The sequence below is a fragment of the Borreliella carolinensis genome (genome assembly GCF_032595855.2).
Taxonomy (GTDB): Bacteria; Spirochaetota; Spirochaetia; order Borreliales; family Borreliaceae; genus Borreliella; species Borreliella carolinensis.
The window spans coordinates 1-24560 of record NZ_CP179459.1 but is presented as its reverse complement, the minus strand read 5'-3'; the positions used below and the strand labels follow the sequence as shown (position 1 = coordinate 24560).

35 protein-coding genes are annotated in these 24560 nt (G+C 29.6%); 1 reads left to right on the top strand and 34 read right to left on the bottom strand.

All coding sequences use genetic code 11. From position 1 onward, the window contains the following. Window positions 1–51: 51 nt before the first annotated feature. From QIA46_RS05815 to QIA46_RS05790, 6 genes are all read right to left on the bottom strand, one after another. Window positions 52–1380, bottom strand: a complete 1329-nt coding sequence (locus QIA46_RS05815; protein WP_418905986.1) for a DUF244 domain-containing protein — start codon at window positions 1378–1380, stop codon at window positions 52–54. Window positions 1381–2015: 635 nt separating this feature from the next. Continuing rightward, the gene (gene bdr / locus QIA46_RS05810) at window positions 2016–2546 is read right to left on the bottom strand and encodes a Bdr family repetitive protein (protein ID WP_418905985.1); all 531 of its coding nucleotides are present in this window, start codon (window positions 2544–2546) and stop codon (window positions 2016–2018) included. Between the two features lie 13 nt (window positions 2547–2559). After that, complete coding sequence (locus QIA46_RS05805; RefSeq protein ID WP_418885284.1) at window positions 2560–3084, bottom strand: chromosome replication/partitioning protein; 525 nt, start codon at window positions 3082–3084, stop codon at window positions 2560–2562. A gap of 60 nt (window positions 3085–3144) precedes the next feature. After that, entirely contained in the window at window positions 3145–3918 is a 774-nt protein-coding gene (locus tag QIA46_RS05800; RefSeq protein WP_418885283.1) for a ParA family protein, read from the bottom strand. Beyond that, window positions 3894–4460 (bottom strand): DUF226 domain-containing protein, encoded by a 567-nt coding sequence (locus QIA46_RS05795; protein WP_418885397.1) that lies wholly within the window; start codon window positions 4458–4460, stop codon window positions 3894–3896. The genes QIA46_RS05800 and QIA46_RS05795 overlap by 25 nt, the downstream gene beginning before the upstream one ends. Window positions 4461–4469: 9 nt before the next feature. Beyond that, window positions 4470–5567 carry a plasmid maintenance protein gene (locus QIA46_RS05790; protein ID WP_418905984.1) on the bottom strand — a complete coding sequence of 366 codons (1098 nt, stop codon included), beginning with the start codon at window positions 5565–5567 and terminating at the stop codon, window positions 4470–4472. A 381-nt stretch (window positions 5568–5948) separates the two neighbouring features. On the opposite strand from QIA46_RS05790, the gene QIA46_RS05785 reads away from it, so the two are divergent. Then, complete coding sequence (locus tag QIA46_RS05785) at window positions 5949–6971, top strand: ERF family protein (RefSeq protein ID WP_418905983.1); 1023 nt, start codon at window positions 5949–5951, stop codon at window positions 6969–6971. A 36-nt stretch (window positions 6972–7007) separates the two neighbouring features. On the opposite strand, the gene QIA46_RS05780 is transcribed toward QIA46_RS05785, so the two are convergent. The 28 genes from QIA46_RS05780 to QIA46_RS05645 form a co-directional block, all read right to left on the bottom strand. Further along, window positions 7008–7457: an Mlp family lipoprotein gene (locus QIA46_RS05780; protein WP_418905982.1), complete on the bottom strand. Its 450-nt coding sequence runs from the start codon at window positions 7455–7457 to the stop codon at window positions 7008–7010. Between the two features lie 105 nt (window positions 7458–7562). Next, a complete protein-coding gene (bdr, locus tag QIA46_RS05775) occupies window positions 7563–8030 on the bottom strand; it encodes a Bdr family repetitive protein (protein ID WP_418905981.1) in 468 nt (155 codons plus the stop codon). A gap of 103 nt (window positions 8031–8133) precedes the next feature. After that, on the bottom strand, window positions 8134–8487 hold the full coding sequence (locus QIA46_RS05770) for a BBA14 family lipoprotein (RefSeq protein ID WP_418905980.1): 354 nt from the start codon (window positions 8485–8487) through the stop codon (window positions 8134–8136). After that, window positions 8480–8815, bottom strand: coding sequence for a BlyB family putative holin accessory protein (locus QIA46_RS05765; protein ID WP_418905979.1), 336 nt, complete (start codon window positions 8813–8815; stop codon window positions 8480–8482). Before QIA46_RS05765 ends, QIA46_RS05770 begins: the two co-directional genes overlap by 8 nt. Next, window positions 8796–9152, bottom strand: coding sequence for a BlyB family putative holin accessory protein (locus QIA46_RS05760; RefSeq protein ID WP_418905978.1), 357 nt, complete (start codon window positions 9150–9152; stop codon window positions 8796–8798). Before QIA46_RS05760 ends, QIA46_RS05765 begins: the two co-directional genes overlap by 20 nt. Window positions 9153–9155: 3 nt before the next feature. Then, entirely contained in the window at window positions 9156–9359 is a 204-nt protein-coding gene (locus QIA46_RS05755) for a BlyA family holin (protein ID WP_418905944.1), read from the bottom strand. Between the two features lie 77 nt (window positions 9360–9436). Next, complete coding sequence (locus tag QIA46_RS05750) at window positions 9437–10255, bottom strand: DUF685 domain-containing protein (protein WP_418905912.1); 819 nt, start codon at window positions 10253–10255, stop codon at window positions 9437–9439. A gap of 9 nt (window positions 10256–10264) precedes the next feature. Next, on the bottom strand, window positions 10265–10870 hold the full coding sequence (locus tag QIA46_RS05745) for a DUF735 family protein (RefSeq protein ID WP_418906003.1): 606 nt from the start codon (window positions 10868–10870) through the stop codon (window positions 10265–10267). 5 nt (window positions 10871–10875) lie between these two features. Then, window positions 10876–11754, bottom strand: coding sequence for a DUF276 domain-containing protein (locus tag QIA46_RS05740; protein WP_418905974.1), 879 nt, complete (start codon window positions 11752–11754; stop codon window positions 10876–10878). Further along, window positions 11751–12083, bottom strand: a complete 333-nt coding sequence (locus QIA46_RS05735) for a DUF2634 domain-containing protein (protein ID WP_418905911.1) — start codon at window positions 12081–12083, stop codon at window positions 11751–11753. Before QIA46_RS05735 ends, QIA46_RS05740 begins: the two co-directional genes overlap by 4 nt. A 29-nt stretch (window positions 12084–12112) precedes the next feature. Further along, window positions 12113–12658: a DUF777 family protein gene (locus QIA46_RS05730; protein ID WP_418906002.1), complete on the bottom strand. Its 546-nt coding sequence runs from the start codon at window positions 12656–12658 to the stop codon at window positions 12113–12115. An 11-nt stretch (window positions 12659–12669) separates the two neighbouring features. Further along, window positions 12670–13620, bottom strand: a complete 951-nt coding sequence (locus tag QIA46_RS05725) for a DUF693 family protein (RefSeq protein WP_418906001.1) — start codon at window positions 13618–13620, stop codon at window positions 12670–12672. 3 nt (window positions 13621–13623) lie between these two features. Then, complete coding sequence (locus QIA46_RS05720; RefSeq protein WP_418906000.1) at window positions 13624–14307, bottom strand: DUF792 family protein; 684 nt, start codon at window positions 14305–14307, stop codon at window positions 13624–13626. Between the two features lie 21 nt (window positions 14308–14328). Beyond that, window positions 14329–15591: a DUF759 family protein gene (locus QIA46_RS05715; protein ID WP_418905999.1), complete on the bottom strand. Its 1263-nt coding sequence runs from the start codon at window positions 15589–15591 to the stop codon at window positions 14329–14331. Between the two features lie 7 nt (window positions 15592–15598). Beyond that, on the bottom strand, window positions 15599–15835 hold the full coding sequence (locus QIA46_RS05710) for a DUF1322 family protein (protein ID WP_418905998.1): 237 nt from the start codon (window positions 15833–15835) through the stop codon (window positions 15599–15601). Further along, window positions 15832–16287 carry a DUF1473 family protein gene (locus QIA46_RS05705; protein WP_418905997.1) on the bottom strand — a complete coding sequence of 152 codons (456 nt, stop codon included), beginning with the start codon at window positions 16285–16287 and terminating at the stop codon, window positions 15832–15834. Before QIA46_RS05705 ends, QIA46_RS05710 begins: the two co-directional genes overlap by 4 nt. Before the next feature lie 15 nt (window positions 16288–16302). Further along, window positions 16303–16731 (bottom strand): DUF1463 domain-containing protein, encoded by a 429-nt coding sequence (locus tag QIA46_RS05700; RefSeq protein WP_012644790.1) that lies wholly within the window; start codon window positions 16729–16731, stop codon window positions 16303–16305. A gap of 14 nt (window positions 16732–16745) precedes the next feature. Further along, window positions 16746–17858, bottom strand: a complete 1113-nt coding sequence (locus QIA46_RS05695) for a DUF787 family protein (RefSeq protein ID WP_418905996.1) — start codon at window positions 17856–17858, stop codon at window positions 16746–16748. Beyond that, window positions 17839–18408: a DUF764 family protein gene (locus QIA46_RS05690; protein ID WP_418905967.1), complete on the bottom strand. Its 570-nt coding sequence runs from the start codon at window positions 18406–18408 to the stop codon at window positions 17839–17841. Before QIA46_RS05690 ends, QIA46_RS05695 begins: the two co-directional genes overlap by 20 nt. Then, complete coding sequence (locus QIA46_RS05685; protein ID WP_418905995.1) at window positions 18405–18794, bottom strand: hypothetical protein; 390 nt, start codon at window positions 18792–18794, stop codon at window positions 18405–18407. Before QIA46_RS05685 ends, QIA46_RS05690 begins: the two co-directional genes overlap by 4 nt. Further along, a complete protein-coding gene (locus QIA46_RS05680) occupies window positions 18782–19165 on the bottom strand; it encodes a DUF1506 family protein (RefSeq protein WP_418885264.1) in 384 nt (127 codons plus the stop codon). Before QIA46_RS05680 ends, QIA46_RS05685 begins: the two co-directional genes overlap by 13 nt. Next, window positions 19165–19620 carry a DUF3890 domain-containing protein gene (locus tag QIA46_RS05675; RefSeq protein ID WP_418905994.1) on the bottom strand — a complete coding sequence of 152 codons (456 nt, stop codon included), beginning with the start codon at window positions 19618–19620 and terminating at the stop codon, window positions 19165–19167. The genes QIA46_RS05680 and QIA46_RS05675 overlap by 1 nt, the downstream gene beginning before the upstream one ends. Window positions 19621–19639: 19 nt before the next feature. Further along, complete coding sequence (locus QIA46_RS05670; protein WP_418905993.1) at window positions 19640–20599, bottom strand: hypothetical protein; 960 nt, start codon at window positions 20597–20599, stop codon at window positions 19640–19642. Window positions 20600–20620: 21 nt separating this feature from the next. Further along, a complete protein-coding gene (locus QIA46_RS05665) occupies window positions 20621–21193 on the bottom strand; it encodes a DUF228 domain-containing protein (RefSeq protein ID WP_418885365.1) in 573 nt (190 codons plus the stop codon). 29 nt (window positions 21194–21222) lie between these two features. Beyond that, window positions 21223–21987, bottom strand: a complete 765-nt coding sequence (locus QIA46_RS05660) for a DUF228 domain-containing protein (RefSeq protein WP_418905930.1) — start codon at window positions 21985–21987, stop codon at window positions 21223–21225. A gap of 6 nt (window positions 21988–21993) precedes the next feature. Continuing rightward, window positions 21994–22551 (bottom strand): DUF228 domain-containing protein, encoded by a 558-nt coding sequence (locus tag QIA46_RS05655; RefSeq protein WP_418905929.1) that lies wholly within the window; start codon window positions 22549–22551, stop codon window positions 21994–21996. A gap of 11 nt (window positions 22552–22562) precedes the next feature. Next, window positions 22563–23255 carry a DUF1357 domain-containing protein gene (locus QIA46_RS05650; protein WP_418885258.1) on the bottom strand — a complete coding sequence of 231 codons (693 nt, stop codon included), beginning with the start codon at window positions 23253–23255 and terminating at the stop codon, window positions 22563–22565. Between the two features lie 16 nt (window positions 23256–23271). After that, complete coding sequence (locus tag QIA46_RS05645) at window positions 23272–24495, bottom strand: phage portal protein (protein ID WP_418905928.1); 1224 nt, start codon at window positions 24493–24495, stop codon at window positions 23272–23274. Between the last annotated feature and the right edge of the window lie 65 nt (window positions 24496–24560).

Sequence of the window (24560 nt, the reverse complement as noted above, 5' to 3'; positions counted from 1 at the left end):
TGATTTCCTCTCCTATATTAAATTATTTCTTTAATTTTTTAGTGCACCCATTCATATGGGGACACTGACATTATTTGCAAATGCTATATTGCTTGGGAAAAGCAATGTTTCACTTGTTGGCAATAACCCACTTAATCTATCTGATATTGCCCTTTTCTTAGAGTCAAAAGTGAATACAAATTCTCTAAATCTATAATTTACGTGCTCAATTAGTGGACATATATTTGTAATATTGTAGGTTTTCATTTTGATTATATCTTTAAGATACTTTTCTCTTTTTTTGTGTTCGTTTTGCATTTTGCTTAATTCTTTTTTTGCACTATCAACTTCCATTAAATCACACGCAACATTTTCAGCAACTTGCCTATCCGTAATTTCAAGCTCTACACAATCAACATATTCTACAAATTCTCTTGCCCAATCAAACTCAACTCCAGAGCTATAAAATTCACTTCTTTCTACTAAATCTTCAACTAGTTTTATCACTTCATTATTATCATTATTTAATGTTTGTAAGTTGATATTATTATTTTTAAATATTTGAGTTCTTATGTTAAAAACTTCCGTCTCGCATTTGTGAACATGTTCAAGCACTTTTGCTATTAAGCCATCATTTCTCTTAATCTTACAGTTAACTGGTGCTGCATCTATTAAAAAGAATAAATTACAATACTCAAGTCCAGTACATGCTAGCTGCATTTGTGCTTGCACATAATATTTGAAAAAATATTTACTGCTTAAAAAATTGCCATTTTTATTATACTCAGCAATTGCACTGCTCATATAATTAGAATCACTGCTTTTAATTTCTAAAAGCTCTACTGTGCCATTACTATCTATAAACCACCCATCAATTGTTGATCCAACAAACATTTCTGTTTTACCAGTTTTCTTGAAATAATTATACTTATCAACACCGTTAGCATATTTGTTCTTATACAAAATATCAATATTATCACCATGTGCTTTAATAAATTCTCTAAATCCTAAATTCTCTAATTCTTTGCCCTTGAGCATATACAAATTCTCTTCAAAAGGTAGGCTCATTCCAAAATATTTAAGCACTCTGTTAATCATCAAATCTTTAAGTCCTGCACCTCCAATCAAAACATCACCTACTTCACTAGCTCCGTACCTATCAAGTTCATTTCTTTGTGTGCTAAAATCAATATTTCGATTAAATTTAAAACATTCTTGACTACTTATTCCTGGTAATTTCTTGCCTATCTTGCTTAATTTGCTTTTTTCTTTAATGGGAGAAGTTTTTTCCTCAATTATTTCACATCCAGTAAAACTTTTTTGATTAGTATTTGTCATTTTGAGCTCTCCTTTATTTAAATTTTGTATTTCTTGATTATTTTTGTTTGAAAGATTTTCCATCTTTTTCCTCCATTATTGATATTTATAAAAATAAGTATATAGCAAAAACTATTTTTGCCAACTTTTTTACAAAAAATTTTTGCAAAAAAATAAAGTTTGGCTAGTTTTTTGTTCTAACCAAACCGTATTCTTAGTTTTTAAGGTTGTCTCATTATGATAAAGTTAATCTTACTATACATAAATATAGTAACAAAACCAATTTTTGCCAATTTTTTATAACCATTTTCACAAAAAAAGGCTTAACTATGTTCTCAAACAAAAAACTTAGTTAAGCCCAAACTAAATCGGATTTATAATAACATAAATGGAGTAAATTCCCTCCTATAATTTTTATTATTATATTATAAATATTAAAAACTATTTTTGCTAACTTTTTACAGAAGTTATTATAATTAATAAAAGCTTTATTAAATTTTCTTGTTAAAGAACTTAATAAAGCTAGGGTTTAGCCGAATTCACTTATTAAAATTATTTTAAAAAGCTTTTCAACAACTGAGTATAGTCCAATTTAGAATTAAAATCAATTTGTATTTGTTAAAATAAAAGAACCTATTTAAATTTTCTTGTTAAAAACTCAAACAAGTTCTACTTTAAAACGATATACTAACTTATTACTTTATAAATTTTAATCATTCTTAATTTAAAAAATACTTATTAAATATAGAATAGATAATTGGAGCAAGCGTTATTCCCATTATCAGAATTACTTGCATTGTTCTGTTACTTGCATTAAGTTCGTTTTTTAAAATGGATATATCCTTTTGCAAGGTTTTTTCTATACTATCTATTTTAGAATTAAGTTCGTTTTTTACACTATCTATTTTAGTATCTAAGCTAGATATATCTTTTTGCAAAGTTTTTTCTACATTATCTATCTTGGTATCTAAACTATCTATTTTAGCATTTAAACTTTTTTCTACATTATCTATCTTGGTATTTACACCATCTATCTTAACATAAATACTATCTATATCTTTTTGAAAATTCTTTTCTACATTGATTATTTGTTGTTCTAAAGAATTCATTTTCTCTTTTAAAACTTCAAAGTTATAATTGTCGTTCTGAAGCAAAACAAAATCTATCGCCTCTTCACTAAATCCTTTATTTAAAAATTCTAACCTTATATTTTCTATTTTAAGAGCATTATAGTAGGCTAAATTACCCATAAAATCCCCTTTATTATCCTTTTAATTCTTTATATTTTTTAAAAAGTTTATTAAGAAAATCTTTTTGATTTTCAAAAATCTCGTCCATCATAAAACTTGTAAATTTAGCATGCTTTTTATAAAAATCATAGCTTTCTTGTTTTTTAAGCTGAAATCTTAGGGGTTTTATCCAATTTTGTTTGGATTTCTTTATTGTTACACTTTCTTTATTTCTTAGTAAAAAAAGAGTTTGTCTAAATCCATTTTGTACTAAAAATTCTTCCTCTATTATTCCCTCTTCTATAGCATTAGCAATTCTTAAATAATCATAGGCTTGGGTTTTTGCCAATTTATAGTCTTTTGTAAAATCTTCAAAACTTTTATATCCATCTAATTTGTAATATTCATTATCTTTAATCTCTTTTAAGATTTTCATTGTCTCTAATCTAGAACAAATTTCAGATTTAACATTTATAGTTAACTGAGATTTTAAAGATTTATACCTAACCATAGCATCATTATCGGTAGATAAATTTCTTTTATTTAATTGTATATTCATATATAAATCACCTCACATTTTTTCCGGCACCGGAATTTTTTTACTACAAAAAATACTTTTTTATATGCTCCATCCAAAAGATGGAGTAACTTGCATCTTATTTAAAAAACATTCAAGAACTTTTTTATACTCACACACATAATCTTTATCTAAATCAAATTTATCATTTTCTGCTATTCTCCTATTTAAATCTTCTCTTTCAGATATAATCCCTAAATAATCATCTCTTAATTGTAGAATGTCCAAGAGTTGTTTGTGAGTATTATTTTTTTTAAATCGTGTTACTAATACAAAAATAGGTGCATTTGTTCCTATTTTTTTCGAATAAAACTCTAAAAGATCCAAACTCTCAACTGCCCATTTTTCAGCAGTTATGGGTACCAAAACATATTGACTACTTACCAAAGCGTTTGTCAAAGCAAAGTCTAAACTTGGCGGAGTATCTATTATTATATAATCGTAATTATCTTGTATAGATTCTAACTTCTTTTTTAGTCTTAATTCTTTAAATGGAATTGCTTCTTGATTAAATTTATGCAAAGTTAAATAACTAGGTATTAAATCTAAATTGTTATCAATGTTGATAATCACATCTCTTGTGTCTAAAGCACCTTCTTTTAATATTTCATATATATTAAAATTTTCCAAATTAACATTTTTATTTTGTATATTATTAAAATAAAAACTGGTTATTGATGCTTGCGTATCTATATCTATCAAAAGAATCTTTTTTGATTTTGATAGAAGAGTGGCAAGAATTATTGAGGTTGTACTTTTCCCTACACCACCTTTAAGGCTGGCAATTGTTATTATTTTAGGTTTTTTATTATCCATTTTATTAACGGTCCTTGTTCTGGGTATTTTTTCCCATAAAATTTATATACTTGTTGTTCTAAATCCGTAAACATACTGAATAAAACTTTGTTGTAGTGATTGTTTGTTCTTGTTTTATCTAATAATCGATATAGTCCCTTGAAATAGCAAAAAACACTTCCTGCTTTAAATCTAAATTCCATATAATATGCCCTTGCTAATGCATATGCTTTTCTAGTTCCGTTTATTTGATACTTTATTAAAGGTTTTTTAATTGGCTTTCTGTAGCCATAAAAAATGCCAATAAACTTGTCTCCTTCTTTAATTGGATATAAGTGAGTTTCTTCAACAATTCTTTCCCCATTAAATAGAGCCCTTAATGATAATCTAAATTCGTGTTTTTTCTCATATACTCCAAATTTGTAAATGTCCATCATTATTTTTGTATGGTACATTGCTTTCCCATTTTCTTTTTCAATCAAAATAAAGCGTTCTTTATTTTGGCATTCAACTTTACATTTGCCTTTTTTTACAGTTTCAATAGGTTCTGTTGCATTTTCCATGTTAAATCCTTATACGGCCTTTACGTTAAATTCTTCTTTCGTTATAGAATTTTTTCGTTTTTTTATTATTTCTAATAATTCAAGATGATATGTACCAAATACTTTATTGTATTCTATTTTCTTCTGGTTATTCAAATATTCTTTTACAATGGGCTTTAGAATTTCAATATTTGTATATTTTTTTAGTTGTTCAATAAGAATATTGAAAATATTTGCCTTTAAATTCTGATAATTTTGTTTAGAATTTTGTTTTTTTCTTTCGATTGACTTTTCTAATTTCCGTTTTATGTTGTTTAAATCGTTATATTTATGCCTTTCAATAATAAAATGGGGTTTATATTTGTAACTTTCGTATACTTTTTGTAAATTTGCCCTTAATTGTTCGGGATTATATCCATTTTCTTCGAATTCTTTCTGAATGTTATCTAGGACATTCTTTAATGTATTTTGCTTTTCTTTCATGCAGGATTTTTTTACATTAAACCTTTTTATTAGATCAATTTCATTTTGTTTTAAAATTTGCATTGCCTTAATTTTCGTATCTTTATCAGTATCTAAATTCAAAATAGAAAGAGATTTTGGAGATTTAAAGTTAAATCTATTGTAGTAGGCTTTTAATTGATATTTTTCTATTTCTTTAATCTTTCTTTCTTCTTTTATATTATTTTTATTACTTAAACACTCCACTGAATTTACACTACTATTTTTAGAAATATCGTCTTTAAAATGGTTATTAACTCTAGATTTAAATCTAGAGTTTTTTTGCTCTCGAAAGTACTTGTTGATTTTCTGATAACATTCTTTTTTAGGATACTTAAGCTTATAGTAAATTTCAGTCCCACAATTTACACCCATATGTTGGTAGTAATTCGTTGTGACTTTTAGTACTTTTTCTAATTTATAAAGATAATTTTGCATTGTTCTTAAAGTAGTGAGAGCCAAACCATTTCTTTTTAGATTTTTATTATAGTAATAGAGTATGTTTTGTTGTGTGTATTTTTTATCTTTTTTGTTTAGGTAATTCAATGTTGAAATAAGAACAATTAATTTGTGTTGGTGTTTGTTGTGGCAAGCGGGATTTTTTGTTTTATTTGGAAAATCTTTCATTTTCTTTCTCCATTATTGATATTCATACTTACTATTATAATGCAAGATTTTGATTTAAAAGTAAATTCTTTTCAAGAAAAAATATCAAATTTTAATTATTAATTTTGTTAAATTAATACATAAATTTGTAATTTAGTAAAAAAATAAATTGATTTTAATTCTAAGTTGACTTATACTACAAATAGCGTAGTAAAATGTTTTCATTTTTTCTACCATTATTGAAATTTGAAAAAATCATAGTGGGAGCTTAACTAAGTTCTTTAATAAAAGGATTTAGCTAAGTCCCACTTCTTTTTTTTGTAAAATTTTTTGTAAAAAAGTTGGCAAAAATAGTTTTTGCTATATATTTATTTTTATAAATATCAATAATGGAGGAAAAAGATGGAAAATCTTTCAAACAATAATAATCAAGAAATACAAAATAATATTCAAGCAGAAATAGACTTCGAAAACAATATGCGCACCCTATTTCTGAACTTACCAGGGATTGATAAGAATCTTAAAGGGTACGGATACAAGTATCAAAATTTCAATGAAATAGTTAGAGAAATTAAAAATGTTATTAAGAAACATAATTTGGAGCTTCGTGTTGCTCAACACCCAGTGTTTACAGTTGTAGAGGGGCAAGTTTTACATGTTATTAGAACTACATTCTACAGTACAAGTAGTAGTGGTAGGTATAAAGAATCATTTGATACACCAATACTTACAGAAAAATTACAATGCAACAGCGAAAATGGGGCTAAAACCGTAAATACATTGCCACAATTTGTTGGTTCGGCTATTACTTATTTCAAAAGGTATGCTTTAGTTGCAGCTCTTGGTATAGAAAGTGAAATAGATACCGATGCAGCTCCTATTTACAATAATCACGAAAACGAAAATTCTATGTCTAACAAACAAACTAGTGTTAATCAAAAGCAAGAACAAAAAAGGGAACAAAAACAAGAGATTAATCAAGTTCAAAAAAATAACACTATTCAAAACCAGAAAAGAGATATTAAACAAGAACAAAAAAAAGATAGGCTTTATTATTACGGTGTTTTTAAAGAAGCGTTGTCTAATATAAAAGATTGGGTAAATAGCCCTACAATAAAAGATAATATAAACTCAATTATTCAAAAAATAGGGTTTATCCAGAATATAGACCCCAATAATTTTGATGATATCAAGAAAATTGAATCTGATTTAATCTCGTATTTTGAGAAAAATAGTGATTTAAAGAGCGTAAACTATTGGGCGGAAATTATAAAAAACCATTTCAAGAAAAATAATAGATTAAAGGATTTACAAGATTTTGAAAAGTTTGTGTCGTTTAAGAGGACTATTTATGGACCTAGTCCATTAATATTCTTTAGTGTCTTAAAAGAATATGAACGGTTTGATGAAATATTTGCAGCATAGCAAGATTAAAGCCCCCAAATAGGGGGCTACTAATTATTAGGAATCACCATTGCCGCAGGTACTAACTGCATTGCTTGTTCCAAAGCCATCTATACCCCCATTAAGGGCCCCTTGAACTGTCTGCTTGAAAGTATCTTTCTGAGTATCTGCATGTTCACCAGTACATTTATCAAGTTCACTTTTTATATGATCAAGCGCGGATTTTATTTTGTTTTCATTATATCCTAAAAATTTATCAAATTCTCCAGCACCAGTTAAAGCAGTTTTCAACCAGTCAAGGTGTGTTTTCTGATCATTAGACAGCTTTTCTCTAAGTAGTTCTTCTTTAGATTTGGGTTTTTCTTGTGTTACTTCTTTTTGGGTTAAATCACGCTTTCCTCGTCTTTTTGTTTGTTGGGCATTGTTTTTTAAAGTGTCATTATCATTAGAATTACAGCCGTTTAGCAGTAGTAAAAATATACAAAATAATATGTTGGTGATTTTCATTGTTACTCCTTTTTTTATTATTAATATTCACTTAACTAAGTATTAATACTAAATATTGGATAAACAATTATTATTTGAATTGACATGTTTTAAGTGAAGTGGTGGCTATTTGGAAATAAAAGCAAATATTAGCCCCGCGATCATTGTTATAGACATTGCTCCCATAATTCCTAATACCCATTTAAGCATTTCTGAAAGAGACATTAAATTCTTTTCAACATTGTCTATTTTGATATTCAAGCCATCTATTTTTAAATTTAAATTCTTTTCTACATTATCTATCTTAGTATTAAGTTCGTTTTTAACATTCTCGATTTTAGCATTTAGTTCGTTTTTAACATTCTCGATTTTAGCATTTAAATTCTTTTCTGATGTATCTATCTTAAAAATAAGATTATCAAATTTAATATCAAATTGTTTTTCTAAATTTTCTAAATCTCTATATGTTAGCTCATTGTGATAATATCTTTTAGATAAATCTTGTGCTATTAGTTGTTCCATACCCAGTCTAAGAAATTCTTTATATATTTGTTCTTGACTAATGCCGCTAACGCTTGTTGACAATGTTTCCATAATATTTTCCCTTAAACTATATTATACACTATTTTAGATTGATTGGCTTTAGAGATTTTTATATGTAAATGGGAATTTCTTGCAAGAAAAACCTTTTTGTAATTTACATTTTTAACTTCGAATATTGATGATATACTTTTTCCGCTATTGGTTTTGCTTTTTTAATGTACTCTAAATATATCTTGATGTTATGTTTTACCGCAGTTATAGAGTGTTCGTCTTTTAGTGTTGATAAGTCTGGATAAGGATATTCTGGATAATTTGGGTCATTAACTTTCACTTTTGTTTTAGCTAAAAATGTTACAAGGTACATAACATATTCTGAAAGTTGTGTTTCATATTTAGCTAAAAATTTTAGTGTTTGAATAATTGGAGGTTTTGGCTCTTCTGGTAGGTTAGCAATAGTGGTGCAACATAACAACAAAACAATTAGTAAACAATGTAATCTTTTAAGCATTTTCACTCCTTTTAAGCATTTTGATATATTCTTTCATAATTTTGTTACGTGTTGCTTTAAGAGAAGTGATAATTTTTTTATTTTTGTCAGAAGAGATAGCCTCTATTACCTCAATGTTGTATTTTAAAATATCTTTTATTTCTTCAAATATTTTAGTTGACTCAGCTGTTTCCATAGATTTTAGTGTGCTTATATATGTTTTGTAGAAAAAATCTATTACTTTACTAAAAGTATTAATGTAATTATGATCTATGTTTGTATCAGTTTTAGCTATGTTGGTTAAGCTAGATATTAAATTAAGTCCTAATTCAATAGTGTTCTTTTGCATTATTTGTTCTCTCTTTGTAGATAGGTTTTCCGTCTTTATTGAATTTTAGATCCTTAGATATTTTGAGATTTTTATCATTAGAATTAACTAAATCAATAACCGTATTGATTTTTTCATTTAATGGAGCGAGTGCTGCATTTATTGCTGGAGTCAATGCACTTTCAAGTCTTTCCATATTTGCTGTATAGATTAATTTATAATGAGAATACAGCTCATAAGCCAAAAAGAATCCTTTATGTGCAATTTCATCAAATTCATCTTCAAATTTAGAAAATATATCAATAAGGTTTGATATAGACGCAAGTCCAATTTCAAGATTATCTTTAGATAATTTCATAATTTAATCTCTTTTTTTGATATGAGTATTGCCATTTCCATTGCCATTTCTAAAAAGCTTGCCTATTAATATAGTTAATATATCTTTTAGTAAGGGCTTTAGAAGAATTAGCACTCCAAGAATTAGTACTGTAGCAAAAATCATTACTGCTATAAGCTTAATTTCGTTTAAATTGATAAGAAGTTCGGTTATTTTAATACTATCCATTTTTTCAATCCTCGATTTTAATTTTTTATTTTGATATGTATATTATATACCAAAATCACAATTTTTGCTAAAAAAATTTACAGTTTAAAAAGAGCTGGGACAGGATTTCCTGATATGTAGGCTCTTTTTTGGATATACCATCCTTTATACATGGGAACTCTAATAGATATTGAAGAGGCCCCCTCATGCTTATAAACTAGTTTTTTTTGACTTTCGTCGGAATACCTTAGATATAATGATTTACTTCCATTTTTACTATGTTCTATGTCAATATCAATATCAAAGTAAGATGGTACATCGTCAAGATCTTTATTACAAACAAGAGTTACATCATTATATCTTTTCATATTAATAGCTATTGAGTTACCCTCGTATTCCCTCGGATAAAGCGTAGTGCCACTAGTATTATAGAGATAATCAGAGTAAGTAAAGCGCGACGGTAAGCCTAGTAATTGTTTGGGAACGGGTGTTTTTTCAATAGTGCCGAAAGGGCGAAGTGTTAAAAGATAGTCATCTTTAGATAGAGTGGTAGATGATATGCCACTTTCAAGGAATGATCTTATTTTTCTATAAAGACTAGAAAGATTAGTAGAGTCATTATTAATTAGTTTGTTTATTATTTTAGTGTAAATTGTTTCTACAAAATCTGTATTGGCTGCAAGCTCTTCTGCGATTGTAGACTTAATTATCTCTTTAAAATAACTTAATCCTTCCCCTTTAAATGTTTTGTCTTTAGTGGTTTCTAAAAAATCTTTAAAGGTAATAGCATTGCTACTTGCAACCCCATCATCAAGCAGTAAAAGATCATTGTTTTTAACTATTTTAACCCTGTTCAAATCTTTTATTTGAACAGTTTCTTCTTCATCAATTAGTAATTTATCTTGATCATCAGCCATAAAGCCCCCCTAGTTGTTAAAAGTTATAATATTGTTACCATCTGTATTATTAATTTTGAGAACTCTACCAATAGGAATAATTCTCTTAATAAAAGCATAAATTGAATGGTCATATCCTTTAGGAAGCGAATTAAATACCAAAGCTTTTTTAGATGCAGCGTATCCTGGTTTCTTTTCTCTAAGAATTATCTTTTTTAGTCGTTTTCCCTTTTTAGTACTAGGCGAAATAAACGTGGTAAAGTTTGTTTTTATTACCCCTTTTAGTGAGATATCAATAACCCCAGCTTCAGGAGTAGTAACTTCAATGTCTACATTTAAAAAGGCCCTGAAAATCAGTCTAAATGACTCATCAGTACCAATGTGCCGTAAAGCAAAAATAACACTATTAATATTGCTTGTAATACTTTGTAAAGTTTGAGTTTTTGCATAAAAAATAGATAAAACTTGAGATATCCATATTGCGATATATCGTGATTTTACATTTTCTTTTGCATTAATGGATATGAAATTAGAATTAAGAAACTTAAGTTCATTAAGTAGCGCTTGTGCATACTCGGTTTCTGTAATTATAAATTTATGAACTTCAGTGCCATTGAATAAATTAGGTATTTTCATATTTGTTAACTATCAATGTCAATAAGCAATCGATCTGTAGTATTGAAAAGTAGTATTGTATCATCATTAATGGCAATATCCTGATTTTTATTAAAGTCGCTATCAGTAATTTTTGAAATACTTTCAGTGTCTGTGTCTTTAATACAAACGCTTATTTCCATAAATTTAATTCCTTTAACTTCATTAACTGGAGCAAAAAAGTCTTGATATTCAAAGCTAATTCCCATATCAGAATAGTTATTCGAAATAATCCTAGAATAAATGTCCCTAATTTGAGAGTCTATGTTTAAGTAAAGATAGTTTTTAAGGTCAAGTTTATACTTTACTTTCATATAAACATATTTTCTTTTTCCTAGCGATATTTTGTAGGATTTGCGTTGTCCAGTTGAATTGAGCCCATCAATTTCTATGTCTCCCTCAAGTAAAGTCCCACTAGGAGTTGTTAGATATAATGTTTCCCAAAGTTTTGCTTTAAATTCAGAACTGTTAATGTTGGATTTGCTATCGTCTAGTAAAGTTTCCTTTAAAATTAGATATATGTTGGCTTTACCAGCTGCACTTTTAATATTAGTGTACTCAATTCCCTCAAGATTAAGTAAGGCATTGCGAACAGCACTGTAAGTTGTGCTTTTAGAAGAAATGTGTTCTTCAATAGCAGCCCAATAGGTGCCGCCCGGTTTCATTTTAGAAAAAAAGAGATTAAGCTCATTAATTATTTCTTCTTCAATTAATGCTAAAGAAGACGCAATAATGTTATAAATTGAGCTTTGATTATCGTCAATATTAATACCATAATTTACGCGTAAATATTCTCTTTTCGATCTTACAATATCCTTAATTGTCCGTTTTAAAATGCCAAAATCAGAATCGAAAACTATGCTCATAAATTAAACTCCATATTCAAAACATCGCCTGAGAAAAAAAAGGATATATGTGCTTTGTTGTCTTGTATAGTAGTTGAAATGTCTGTTAAATCTAAATTAAGTTCTTTAGATATTTCATGAAAATAATTTTTTACAGCGTGAAGATTGTTAATTTTTAACAGTTTTAAAAGTAAGAAATAATCCAGTCCCCAATGAGGAGCATAGCTTAAACTACCCCTTAAGGTTTTTAAAAATATCAAAAATCTTTGTTTTTGTTCATCAATCCCATCAACAAGCGATAAATCGTTATTAAATACCAATTCAAAATTATTGCCTAATCTTAAATCCATACTAGTAATTATACCATATTTAGCAAAAATTACTTAAATAAACTATTAATATTATTGCTAATTCTAGATGTTGCTATTTGTAAGCTTGCATAGTCAACGACCGCTTTTCCTTTTACAGTAATTCCATTAATAGCACTTACAATACTCTCTAGAATTGATTTTAAGGAAGTTATTTCATTGGCTATTTCAATTTTATTGTTTGCTTTAATTTTAACAGTATCAGAGATAAGATTTAAAGTCTTTGGGCTAATTGCACTAAGTATATAAAAATGATGTTTGTCAAAGTGGATATCGTCATTTTTATCAAAAATATTAACGCTTGATTGAAGTAGTAGAACGCAATCACCTTTTGATAATTCTAAACTGATATTAGAGATATTTTTTGTGTGAATTTCTAAATCTTCAAATTCGGGTATTGTAACAATAGCTTCTTGAGTTTGTTGTTTAAACTCCTTTACAGTGCCAATTTTAATTATGAAAATGTTTGAATAAATCCAATTTTTTATGTCTTCTTGAGCCAATGCTTGTCCATAAAGACGCTGGTTCATTCTGTAAATTTCATAATTTTCATCCATTATAGTCCTCTTTATTTTTTACGTGTTGTATTAGAATCATCTTCTAACTTAAGTATTAATGAACACTCTCCTGTATTGCTAAGTTGAGCACTTGTTTCTTTTATAGTGGTTTTTATCATTTTTCCTAGTCCATCAATAAATGAGACTTTATCTCCAACATTTAACTTATGTGTGAAAAATGTTTTTGCGTTCCAAAATATAAGATTTTTTTTGAGTGTTGTACCCAAAGTAATTTCTTGTTGTGGTATAAATTCAAGCCCATAGTCTTCTAATGCCTCGTAGTGGACATTTTCCCCCTTTTTTATATAATTAGTAAATATCAGATAGCATTCATATCCCCGTAAACCAGTACCAATATCGGCTATTACGTTATGAACATATGTTCCTTTTATTTTGTCAATAAACTCTTTTGGTGTTGTGGCATAAATATCTTTGTCAATAATTTTAAGACAATCTTTTTCATCCATATTAAGGATATTGCGATTGGGAAATACAGATTCTATTGCCTCCTGCACCGTTTTGCCTTTAAAGTTTTTACCCGTTTTCCCCTCCAATTTTCGATTAAAAAAGTTGCTTTTGGTTAATAAACGAACATCAAGGTCTACACTAAAATCTCCGCCTGGATAATCAGTGCTCATCGGGGGGCCTAAAGTTCCCGCCATTATGAAATCAAAATGTTTTTCATGAGCAAATTTCTTATAATATATTTTTACTATATCTCCGAATTTAATGTCGTCGGTGAAGTCTAAAGGAAGATTCCAAAGTACAACTTTCGCTTGTTTAGAACTTATAGTATGAATATTTGAATACACGTTGGATATGGAAATATCAATATGAATTCCATCTTGTGTATTAATGATAATTTTAGGAATTTCTTCGGCGAAAGGAATTCCATCGGGTGATTCTTTTGATGTATCTACATTGTAGAACTCAATTTTAAAATCATATTGTAGTAGCAGCATTTTTTATCCTTTATATTTTTCCAATTCAAATGTTTTTACTATTTCTATTGATAGACTAACTTCAACCTCATCAATCCAGGGAGTGTCCTTAAACGAAAGACTTGTAATTACAGCCAATTCTTTAAGGCCAAAAGTTGGGCTGTAGATACTAAAGGGAACTTGAGCTTGAAGTCTGTTGGTCAGTTGTTCTTTTGCAAGATTAGCGTCAAAACGTAACATAGTATTGCCAAAAACAGTCATTTTGAGTAGAGAAAGCATATCCTTATATAAGGATGTGAGTATTCCACCGCTTAATGATATGTTTTCACCAGTCATTACTGGATTGTAGCTAACATATTCCGCTTTTCTATCATAATAGTTGATAACCGGTCTTTTAGAACAACTGGTATTATAAGTACGTGTTATGAGCTCCGTTTTTGGTTTTATAAAAAACAATTGAGGAACATATCCAAAACCTTTTAAATCCATTCTGGGGAATAACACTAAAAAATTATCTGCACCAAAAAGAGCAAATATTTGAGTTATTACATCTCGTATTATTCGAGTAATTTCCCTGATTTCTTTCTTTTCAATATCCTTGATTTTTTCTTCGAATTTTTTCTTTTCAATATCATTATTGTTAATAATTTCATTATTAATATCTAATTTGTTAATTACATTGTTAGCAATTTTTTTGTTACTTGTCATAAGTATTACCCTTTGTAAAAATTATGGTGTGTTGTTAGCATTGTCTTGATTTTGATTATTTTCTGTTTTAGATTTAGGTGAATTGGGGGTAGACTCAGGTTTCTCTTTAAAAAATCTACCAACTACTGGTAACTTAGCAAAAAGACTTTTTAGTCCTTTAAAAAAGGGTTCAATAATGTGTGTTTGAAACGTAAAGCCATTAAAGTACTTAGTTATCTTATCAATTAATTTAAGTATTGGGTCCAAAACAGTATTGGTTAAGTTTTGAAGAGTTTGCTCAGCTGAGGCCAAATTACTCTGAATACTCTCAGCATTATTGACTTTTTGTGTAAGGCCAAAAGATTTAAAATCCGTCATCATTTCCATCATCTTAGTAATTCTAGACTCTAGATCTACTTGAGCCCCACTTTGCCAGGCCATTTTGGCATCTTCTATATATTTGTCGCCAACACCGGATTTTTTTAATAGTTCAAAAAGTTCGCTTCCATCACCCCCAAGAAGACTATTAACAGCTTTTACAGCATCTTCACTACTCATAGCACCACTGGATTTAAGCATAGCTGAAAATTCCACTGCGTTTTTCAAATTAGTTTCATTTAACATATCTAAGTCCCTTAGAGTGCCCTTAAAGACACTTGCTTGATTTAAGAATTCTTCTTTTTCTAAATCGCGTTCAAACCCTTTCATTCCCTTAAGAATCCCCAAAAGACTCTTTTTCTCTTCTGGATCACCATAAAACGCGCTATTGAGAAGTTCTGTTCTTTTAGTTTTGGTGTTTTCTTCAACTGCTTTTTTAGCAAAACCTAAAAGGCCTCCTCCAACTTTACTCATAGCATTGCTAATGATATTCCCTAGGGCACTACCTATTGCAATTTTGGCAACAAGTCCTTTTCCTTGAGAGGCCGCGAGCATTTTACTTTTTGCTTTTGATTCTTTTGCAAGTTCTTTATACTCAAGGCGTCTTTTGTCTTTATCAGACATTAAAGATCTTCTGAAAGCCTCTTTTCTAGCTTTCTCAAAACCCATACCTTGTTTTACAAGCTTTTTAGTTTGTGTAAGTCTGTATTTCTCAACACGCTCTCTTAAGCTTTCAAATTTAGATTGTCTGCTAAGTTCTTTTTTCTTGTCCGACAAATTATTTTTTACAATATCTTTAGTACTTCCCAAGTTTGAGTTTCTGGGTTTAAGATATTTTTCCATTTTGGAAATATCTTGTTCAATAGCCTTTTTTGTTGCAGCATGATCAAGAATTCCCTTAAATTTAATGGTGAATTTGTCGCTCACTAAGCCCTCACTTGCTTAAAATCAACTCATACAATTCTTTTTCTAATTTAATATCAGCAAGTCTATTTACCTCTAAAAGCTCGTCATAAGGCAATTTCTTTACATCATCATATGAGCAAATATTCATAATTACTGGAAAATAGTATTTATCGTTCTTAATCTCGTCAAGCAAGTTAAAATACTTTTTTCTAGTCTCATTAAGACTTGCAATAGCTTTATCAATATCTCTATTTCTTTTGTTCATTTAGCAACCAGTTCATTAGAATTTGATGTAATTGATGAAAGTGAAGTGGCTACTTTTTCATAATCAAAATTTTCATTAATATAATCAAAAGTAACAAAATCACCAACATTATTTTCATACTCACTCAAATATACTAAAGCGGGTTTTTTTAGATCACTGTCTAAATGAAAAGTATTAAATTGTGCAGTGTAAATTATTGCAACAAGATAGTCTTTATAATAAGAAATAAATTCTCTATTTTGATCCAAAATCACATAGAATTCGTCTAAAAATTTTGGACTTATCATTAAGCTTGTGATTTCTCTTAAGTATTTAACCTCATTAAGCTTTAAAACAGCGTCACTTTGATTAAATCCGAGTACCCTATCCCATTCATAGACCGGCAATACTCTTAGCGGATATTCATAAGTTTTATTTTTAGTTAAAATTTTCATTTTATATCTCATTATCATAAGAAAACTCTCCTTTTAAGTGTTGTTTGGTTTGGTTTTTTGGCAATTAATAGCCCTAATTTCAAAAGTAACTTTTTCAGCCTCAGCAGAATAACTTCTTGAAGGTTCTTCAGTAAAAATTGCATAGTTAGAAATAATTTTGGTAGCAATTCTATCATTGAACGCTAAATCAAGCATTTTATCATCTTTTCTCACATCCATGTTGTAAAACTGTTCATCAGAAAGTTCAGTTAACAAAATGTAATCATGACTACCCAAAGTAACTTCAATGTTGAAAACATAAGTTATCGTTTTAGGATCTCTTAAGCTTATTACGGGCATACCTTTATCTTCACTACTAATCACTGCTCTTGTTGTAGGCTCACTTGTAAGCTCTAGTTTGCCACTATGTAACTGCGTACCACCAATTGAAAAATAAACTTCTCTTAAATCATAAAATTGCATTTTTTAACCCCCTTTTAAGCACTTAAGCTGTTTTGATAATCAACTATATCTTGAGTAGTAATTACTAAAGCAACAGCATTAATGCTAAAGTTATAAGTAATATTCACACTAAGTTCTAATTTAAGTTGTGGTGTAGGAGAAATAGTAAGATTTAAATTTTTATACTGTATAATCAGCCCTCTATCTACAAACCGTTTAAGTAGGCATTCAATTGCTGAAGTATATGCATTGTCTCTAGCTCCACTAAGTTGTAGTGCAGATAATTTGCTGTTTTGTCTGTTGTTTTTATTCCAAATTCTAATAAGCTCAATAATCGCTTCATTTTTTATATAATGATATGTAAACTGTTCGTCTATTGCACTTCCAGCTAAATCAACACCTTCTTTAAAGGCGGGTACACCATCAAGTCCAGTTTCATTTAGAAGTGAATAAAAGTTGATTTTTGCAGTTCGCAACTTTCCAATTACAGTATCATCAACAAGTGGTGTAGCAGCTAGTGACATACCATAAGGATTTACAGAATGAAAAATACTTGCTTGATTCAAATATTGACTTATAAATTTAAGGTGTAGGTTGTCTTTATTGTTACTGTAAACAACAATATTTCTTTCTTTTTCAGTATTGCTTTTATCTTTAAATAGTTCTTTTATTTCTTGTTCTTTAGTTGAGAATACAAAAAAAGTTGAAGGCATTTTGAATTTAGCATAGTCATCTTTGTAAATTTTAAGTCCATCATCTGACGCATCCCCCTCAGTGTTAATAAGTGCAACAAAAGTGTGCCTATGTACTTTAAGATAATTTTTTAGCTCTTCAGGCTTATCTTTATAAATGAAAAGATCGGTTGCTTTTAATGATTCTTCGTTTGAATTGAAAAAATTAGACATTGCGGTTTTAAGCAGTGTTTTTTCTTTTCCAAACTGATCTTGTCCATTCCCATTATCTTTTTCCAAAGTTTCAATTTGTTTTTCATAGTTATTAACGGTTAAATTCAATGTTATAAAGTTAGCAGCATCTTTATTAACTTTGATTTTAGCTGTTTTGTAAACCAAAAGTGGATTATAATAATTGGGCCTACTAGCTTGAATTCTAGAATCAATAAAACTTACACTAATTGTATCTTGCGGCAATTTCGTATTCCTCCTTTAAAATTTCAATTGCTTTTACACTAGCATTAAATGCTATAGATGCACTGTATGCATGGTTGCTATATTTTGTGCCTAAATTAATTAGCCCAACTGTTTGCATATTAGATGTTGGGTAAATGTAGAAATTAATTTTACTAATATATTCGGGTTGTGATTGACTTTCCAAAGTATACTTATGGGCTTTATTATGTAGAAAATTACTAAGCATACCATAAAGCATTAACATGCGTGAATTAGCGTCAAAATCTTGAGCGTTTAACACTATCGCAATAATATATATTTGAAAATTTACACTAAATTCCAAAGCATTCTCATAAAATGCGCCGACTCTAGAATTATGTTCAAATAGATGTTCTGTGCCATCAAATTTCAATGCTATTATATTTGAGCTAGCAGCTGTGATTTTTGAAAGGTACGGATGATTGTAAGTATTTATGATGTCGCACTCAAAATTATTTTCAGTTGCATACGTCTTAAACCCTTTAAATATTTGAGTTAAATGATTTAATACCATATCTAAAGTTAAAATCATTCAAGTGCTACCTTATAAGTAATCTCTGACAACATTTTGGATGTATCAACAAGTGGAATTGCTGCAGTGTTACTTCCCCTTTTATGCTTGCTTTTAATTGTATTAGCCTTTAAGGCTGGAGTGACTTGTGCTGATAATAGATAATTTTCATAGTACCTTATAAAAGCTTGTCCAATAGCCTCCATTCCCGATTTAGGGTCAAGATTAAACTTGGAATTTATATAACTATTGTTGATATATTCTCTAAACTCATTACTACTAGCAATTTTGGTTAAATGTTTTCTTGCAGGTAAATTGCTGCTCCCTTTTTCATGCATTCTAGCAATCCCTGCACGACCACCAAACCACCCAATTTCCAATTCCAGTTTAAATTTTAGCTTGTCCATATAAACTCCTTTAAAACTAATGTGAAGTATCCGATTGAAGAGTCAATACTAAATATTTCAAAGTAAACTAAATCTGCAATTGATATTCGGTCTTTAAGCTCAAAGTTAAGGTCTTGATATGTGTAAAGTTTGGAATACCCTTGAATATCAGACATATCCGAATCATAAAGCATTGCAAGTTCTTGTGGCCTTATGTCAATAATAACTCCTGCAAATTCAGTGTATTTATTTTTATCAAATACTCTCTGATAAGAAGAATCATTTTCAAGCTTTACAATATCGCCTTTATAAAACTTTAAGGGTTGTGGGTCTTTAAATACGTTGATCATGCGGAAAGACATATCTGAAAGTCTTTTTCTAACACCATTCATTAGACAACCCCCACACAAGATGGCGTTGAAGTTTCTCTTTTTAGTTTTTCTAAAAATGCATCAAGTTGTGAACAAAAATTTTTGTTTGATCCACAACTCCCCTCACCACCTTCTTCGCTCCCACTACTGCTAGGATAATAATCAAGTTCAAGTTCATTGAATTTCTCTTTTTTGATCCTATCAAATTCAAATTCTCGAACAACTCCTTGCTTTCTTAATTGACAACCCATATGGTAGAAAGTAAGTAAAAATATTTGTTCATATGTCAGTGAACTTGCATCAATACCACGTGTTACTAGAATAGCTTGAAGTAAGGATAAATGAAGTAGAAAATCTTGCCGGCTTAGTGCAAATTTGTCTATTCCTAATAACAACACCACTTCTGAATGAAGTTTTGTTACTAAAAGTTCTTCTTCTCCCTCAGCTTGTGCTTGTAAGTTTTCTTGTTCACTCATTTTCACTTACCTTATACTTTTAACTTTGCTTTATGTTGACTTGCAAAATAGTTTTTCTAGTAGCAAGTAACCCGCCTAAAACAAAATCAATGTATGAATGAGCTATATCAGTTGAGTCTTTATCAACTTGTTCATTTGGTGTAGGTAGCATATACTTGCTAGGTTTAAATTTAATAAGTTCTGAATTTAGTGGATAAATGAGTATTTTATGTTTTAGCAAGTTTGAAGTTTCAATGTAAACATCTTCTCTATTATTAATAGCCTTAATAGTTTGAATTAAAACATCTTCCCATTTTTCACAACTACTTGCTGCACCCTGTGCTGCTGCGTATGGTTTTACTAGTTTAAGTGACGTTGCTGGGTCAACTATTACCATCATCGGTGTGGAAAATTCGTCGCCCAGTTCCAACTTTGAAAGTCCAGCTTCAATTTTTTCAAAGATTTTATCCATTTTATCTTTATCACCACTTTGAACTTCTTCTTTTATCTGCTCGGGCATATTAAGTAGTCCATACATATTGGGAAGTAGGCGTTTTTGATTTTTCCCGTCTTTTTGAATCGAAACAGTCCCAGTTAGTACAAAGTGATTAATAAGTTTGATAATTTCACTACTTGCAAGCTTATACGCTTGAGCAAAAGGAAGTAAATTATTATTAATGTCTCCAATGTATGAGTCTGAAGTATAAAATTTCTCAGAAGTCTGCTTTAAATGTCTAAATTTGTATTGTAATTTCAAATAATTAAGCCTTACCACTTCAGAACTAAATCCAATAGTTGAAATAGTATTAACCTCATTGGCAATTGTTGTAGGATTAGCATTTAAAAACGCGTCCCATTTTACGGTTTTTTGATATCCCATTTGTAGATCAACATCTTCAATTTGATCAGGTGAAAACCATTTATACATAATAGGATCTTTAACTTCTCCTATAATATTCGCAACAGCTTTTGCATAATAATTTTCATCAAATAATTCCATATTAAATCCTCCTAAATATTATTAATTTCTACTCATAGCTTTATTTCCAAATACAGCTACTTTTACTAAATAAACCTCATTACTAATTTGCTTTGCATCAGACAATGCTGTTGCATTAATAGCCGTTTTATTTGCCGCTCCAGTAACCTTTTCAAGGGCACCGTCTTTATTAAAAATAAGTTTGTCTTTTACTTTAACCGTAGAATCTTTTGCCACTAAGTAGCCCTCAAAATTATTGGTAATTGGCACAATAGTAGCTGTTTTACTAAACTCATCTATATCAATGCATATTCCATATAAGTCCTCACCTCCACCAGCCTCAACATGAGGTTCGTAGTGACTATGATTATCTTGTGCTTCTTGAATAACTCTTTTTACTCCACGCTTGTATGGATATCCTAAAAATGGATGATTTTCCAATTTATCAAACTTACTAGTTCTAGTGCCTCCAGAAGCAAAAAATTTCACATTTTTGTCTCTAAATTCATTAGAATTGCTAATAAAACCAGCGTCATGTTGGGGATTTTTCATAAACTTTTCCAGTTTACTTCTTTTCTCTTGATACTCTTTTACTAATTGCGTTGTATCTCCCATTTATTTACCTCCTTTTATTCGATTAAGATTTAACCACCATCAGGTATTACTATTTTCTCAAGGCCTCTATTTCCAAAAATTGCAACTTTTATAAAATTAATAGAATATTCTTGCCTAGGATATCTATTTTGATCTTGATTTTTATCTTCGGGTGCAAAATTGATTGTAAATGAATCAGATAGAGCATATATATTAATTGCGGTTGGTGGCCCACCTCCAGCCTTGATAATAACTCCGTTATTATTTATGTCTAGTATTTCTCCTATTTTTATACTTGGATTTCTTGTAACAAGATACCCTTCAAAATTGTTAGTAATTGGCAATACATACGCAGTACAACTAAACTCACATACATCTACACATATCCCATACATATCAGTATCAGCTCCAACTTCTACATATATAGAGTTCTCTTTTGGAACAAGTTTAACCCCACGCTTGTATGGAAAACTATTCGCTGGGTCGTAAAGGTATTCCTCTATCTTGTCTGTATAACTTGAACATGCAAATGAATATGCATCAACTCGCTCATTCTTGGATTTAAAACAACTACTTAAACCGCCAAAAACTTTATTTTCAATTGAACTCATCGATTTTACATATTTCTTGAATTTCAAAAGGACATCATCAAGCTCGTTAATTGCCTCCAAATATGGATCTTCCCCTTGTGCATCCTCAGCTTGTCTTGCTTGCCGTTTAGCTCTAGGAGCAGCGGAAACTTGTGCCCCTAAATCTAACTGCGGGTTATCAACAGCCTCAAGATTTTCTACTTGCACGTTACCTTTTAACGCCATATTTTATTACCCTTTTATTGCTCTATTCCCAAATACACTAGCAAGCACTATAAATAATTCCTCGGTTAATTTATGTGCTTTTGAAAGTGCTATTGCATTAACAGTCTTTTGACCCCCTGTAGCCTTTTCCAGTTCTCCATGTTGGTTAAAATTTAATTTATCTCCTGGATTTACACTATTTTGTCCATCCTTCTTAAGTGTTAAATATCCTGTAAAGTTATTCGTAATTGGTATTACAGTTGCCATACCACTAAACTCATCTATATCTGAACACACCCCATATAAATCATCTCCACCACCAGCCTCAACTTCTAGTTCGGTTGTTCCGTCTCCAAAACTAAGTTTTACTCCTCGCTTGTACGGATACCCTTTAGCAGGATAATTTTCTATTTTGTCCTTACTGCTGGTACACACTCCACCAGAATTAGAAAAAATTAGATTTTGGTCTCTAAATTCAATAGAATTACTAAGTAGCCCCGCGTCTTGTTGGGGATTTTTCATTAATGCTTGAATTTCTGCAACTTTTTTATCAAACTCTTGTTTGATTTTTGTTATATCACTCATTAAAAACTCCTTTAAGCAATACTTGTTCTTTTATGTCTTTTTAGATTTTCATAAAATTGAATTCGTCTTTGCTTGTATGTATTACTTATCGCTTGTACAAATTCTGTAAAATTAATTGGTACAAAATTAGAATCAAGCAAACTTGCTCTTTCTTCTGATTTGGCAATAATATTCCCCTTAATAGAGTCAACAGAAGAAGAATTACTACTCGCATTTTTTCTTAATTTAATATTCACTTTTGCTAAAGAAACAAGTTGTTCTAGTATTTCACCATCGATATGACTTATATCTGACGCTTTAGCAATAGCTTTAATTTGCTCAATTGGAACAAACTTACGAACAAGCTCTCTACGTTGTGCCTGCATAATATCTTTTAATGTGTATCCTTTTGCAAGTAACACTTCCTTGTTAAAATGGTTGCTAAGATGCGCTTTTGCAAGTGTATCAATTTCATTAATTCTCTCTGCCTCTAGCAACAATTGCTTTTCAATACGCTCTCGTTCTTCAACTTCTGCAAGTTCTTTTGTTATTCGCTCATTTATACTTAAATCTCGACTTGTCTCTTTAGATTTACTGTTTGCTTGTTCTTTAAAGCGCATGTACTCTTCAAATTCCTGCGCACTGATAACTTTAGTATCAGCCTTATTTTGCTGTTCTTCTTTATCTTGTGCTTGCAGGTCTTCTTTTTCCTCTTTCTCTGTCATCTTTTAACTCCTTTTCTCAAAATGAGAATAATTTCTCTTTTAAAATCGCTAGCTCCTCATTATTAAATGAGCTACTTTGTATAAGCTGGTTATATTTACTGTAAAGCTCAATTAGCTTTATATCTCTTTCTACTTTTTCTTCTTCACTTAACATAATCAGTGAATTAAACTTCATATCAAGCCCGAAATACTTTGTAAGCTTTAAATTACAAGAATTCTCAACTTGTTCTTGTACACCTTTTAGAAAATCGTAATAATTGCTCCTATCTCCTTTACCATCATTTCCTAGCCCTTTAGCCTGCTCATTAAAACTTCTAGTTAGGGGTTCTTTAGTATCTGCACCAATTTTTGCCTTAATTAATGCTAAAGCCTCCTTTAAATAGCTAAGATCGTATTTAATAACCTCTAAACTAGCACTCGGAGTAGCTGTATAAAACATTCCCTCATTATTTAGATTGCTTTTTAACCTAGCAAGTTCCTGCGCCAATGAGTCATTAAGACTACGTAAATTAGAAATATCTTTACTATGATTGTTTGAATTTTGTTTTCTTAAAAAAGAAGATAAAATGCCACTTCCTCTATCATTATTGCCTTGAGTAAGTGCACTTAAAGAAGTTGTTGCACTAGAGAGTGCGTCTTGTAGCTGCACTAAAGATTCATCTTTGTAAAACAAAAAATTGTGGTTTTCAATACGTTTTTCTATTTCAACGTATATCTTTTCAAATAAATAAATATCTAGCAAAAAGCTTTCTGTATAACACGGAACATATCTTTTTAAGATATAATCAAAGTTTTCATATATGATAAGTCGACTTTTATGTATTTTAACTGCGTCTAAAGAATTGTTCTTATTGCTGGATTTTACTCTGTAGGTTATATGATCAAAATCAACTCCCAAATCTCTTACATATTCATAATCAAGGTATTCAAAACCAATAGGTAATTCTATATTAACGGGTTGTTCGAGGTCTATTAGGGTATCTTTGGTTTTTACTAAAACATATCCAATCCCATGGAAACGGTAGCTTATTATACAATTAAGTAGAGCATTTTTAAGCTGTACTTTTAACCTATCAAGCTCAAATTCACTAACATTGCGGCCAGAACTCTCAAGAACAAGTCCATTCTTGAGACAATCCTCTGCTACATTTTCTATATAATTCCTAAAAAATATTGAGTATTTATATAGTTCTAGTGAACTTATCTTATCTATTAATTTTGTTTTTCTTAAATCACACACCGTTTTACTTCTCTTTATTAAATTAGGTGTATGATAGCAAAAACTATTATTTTTGTCAATAAAAT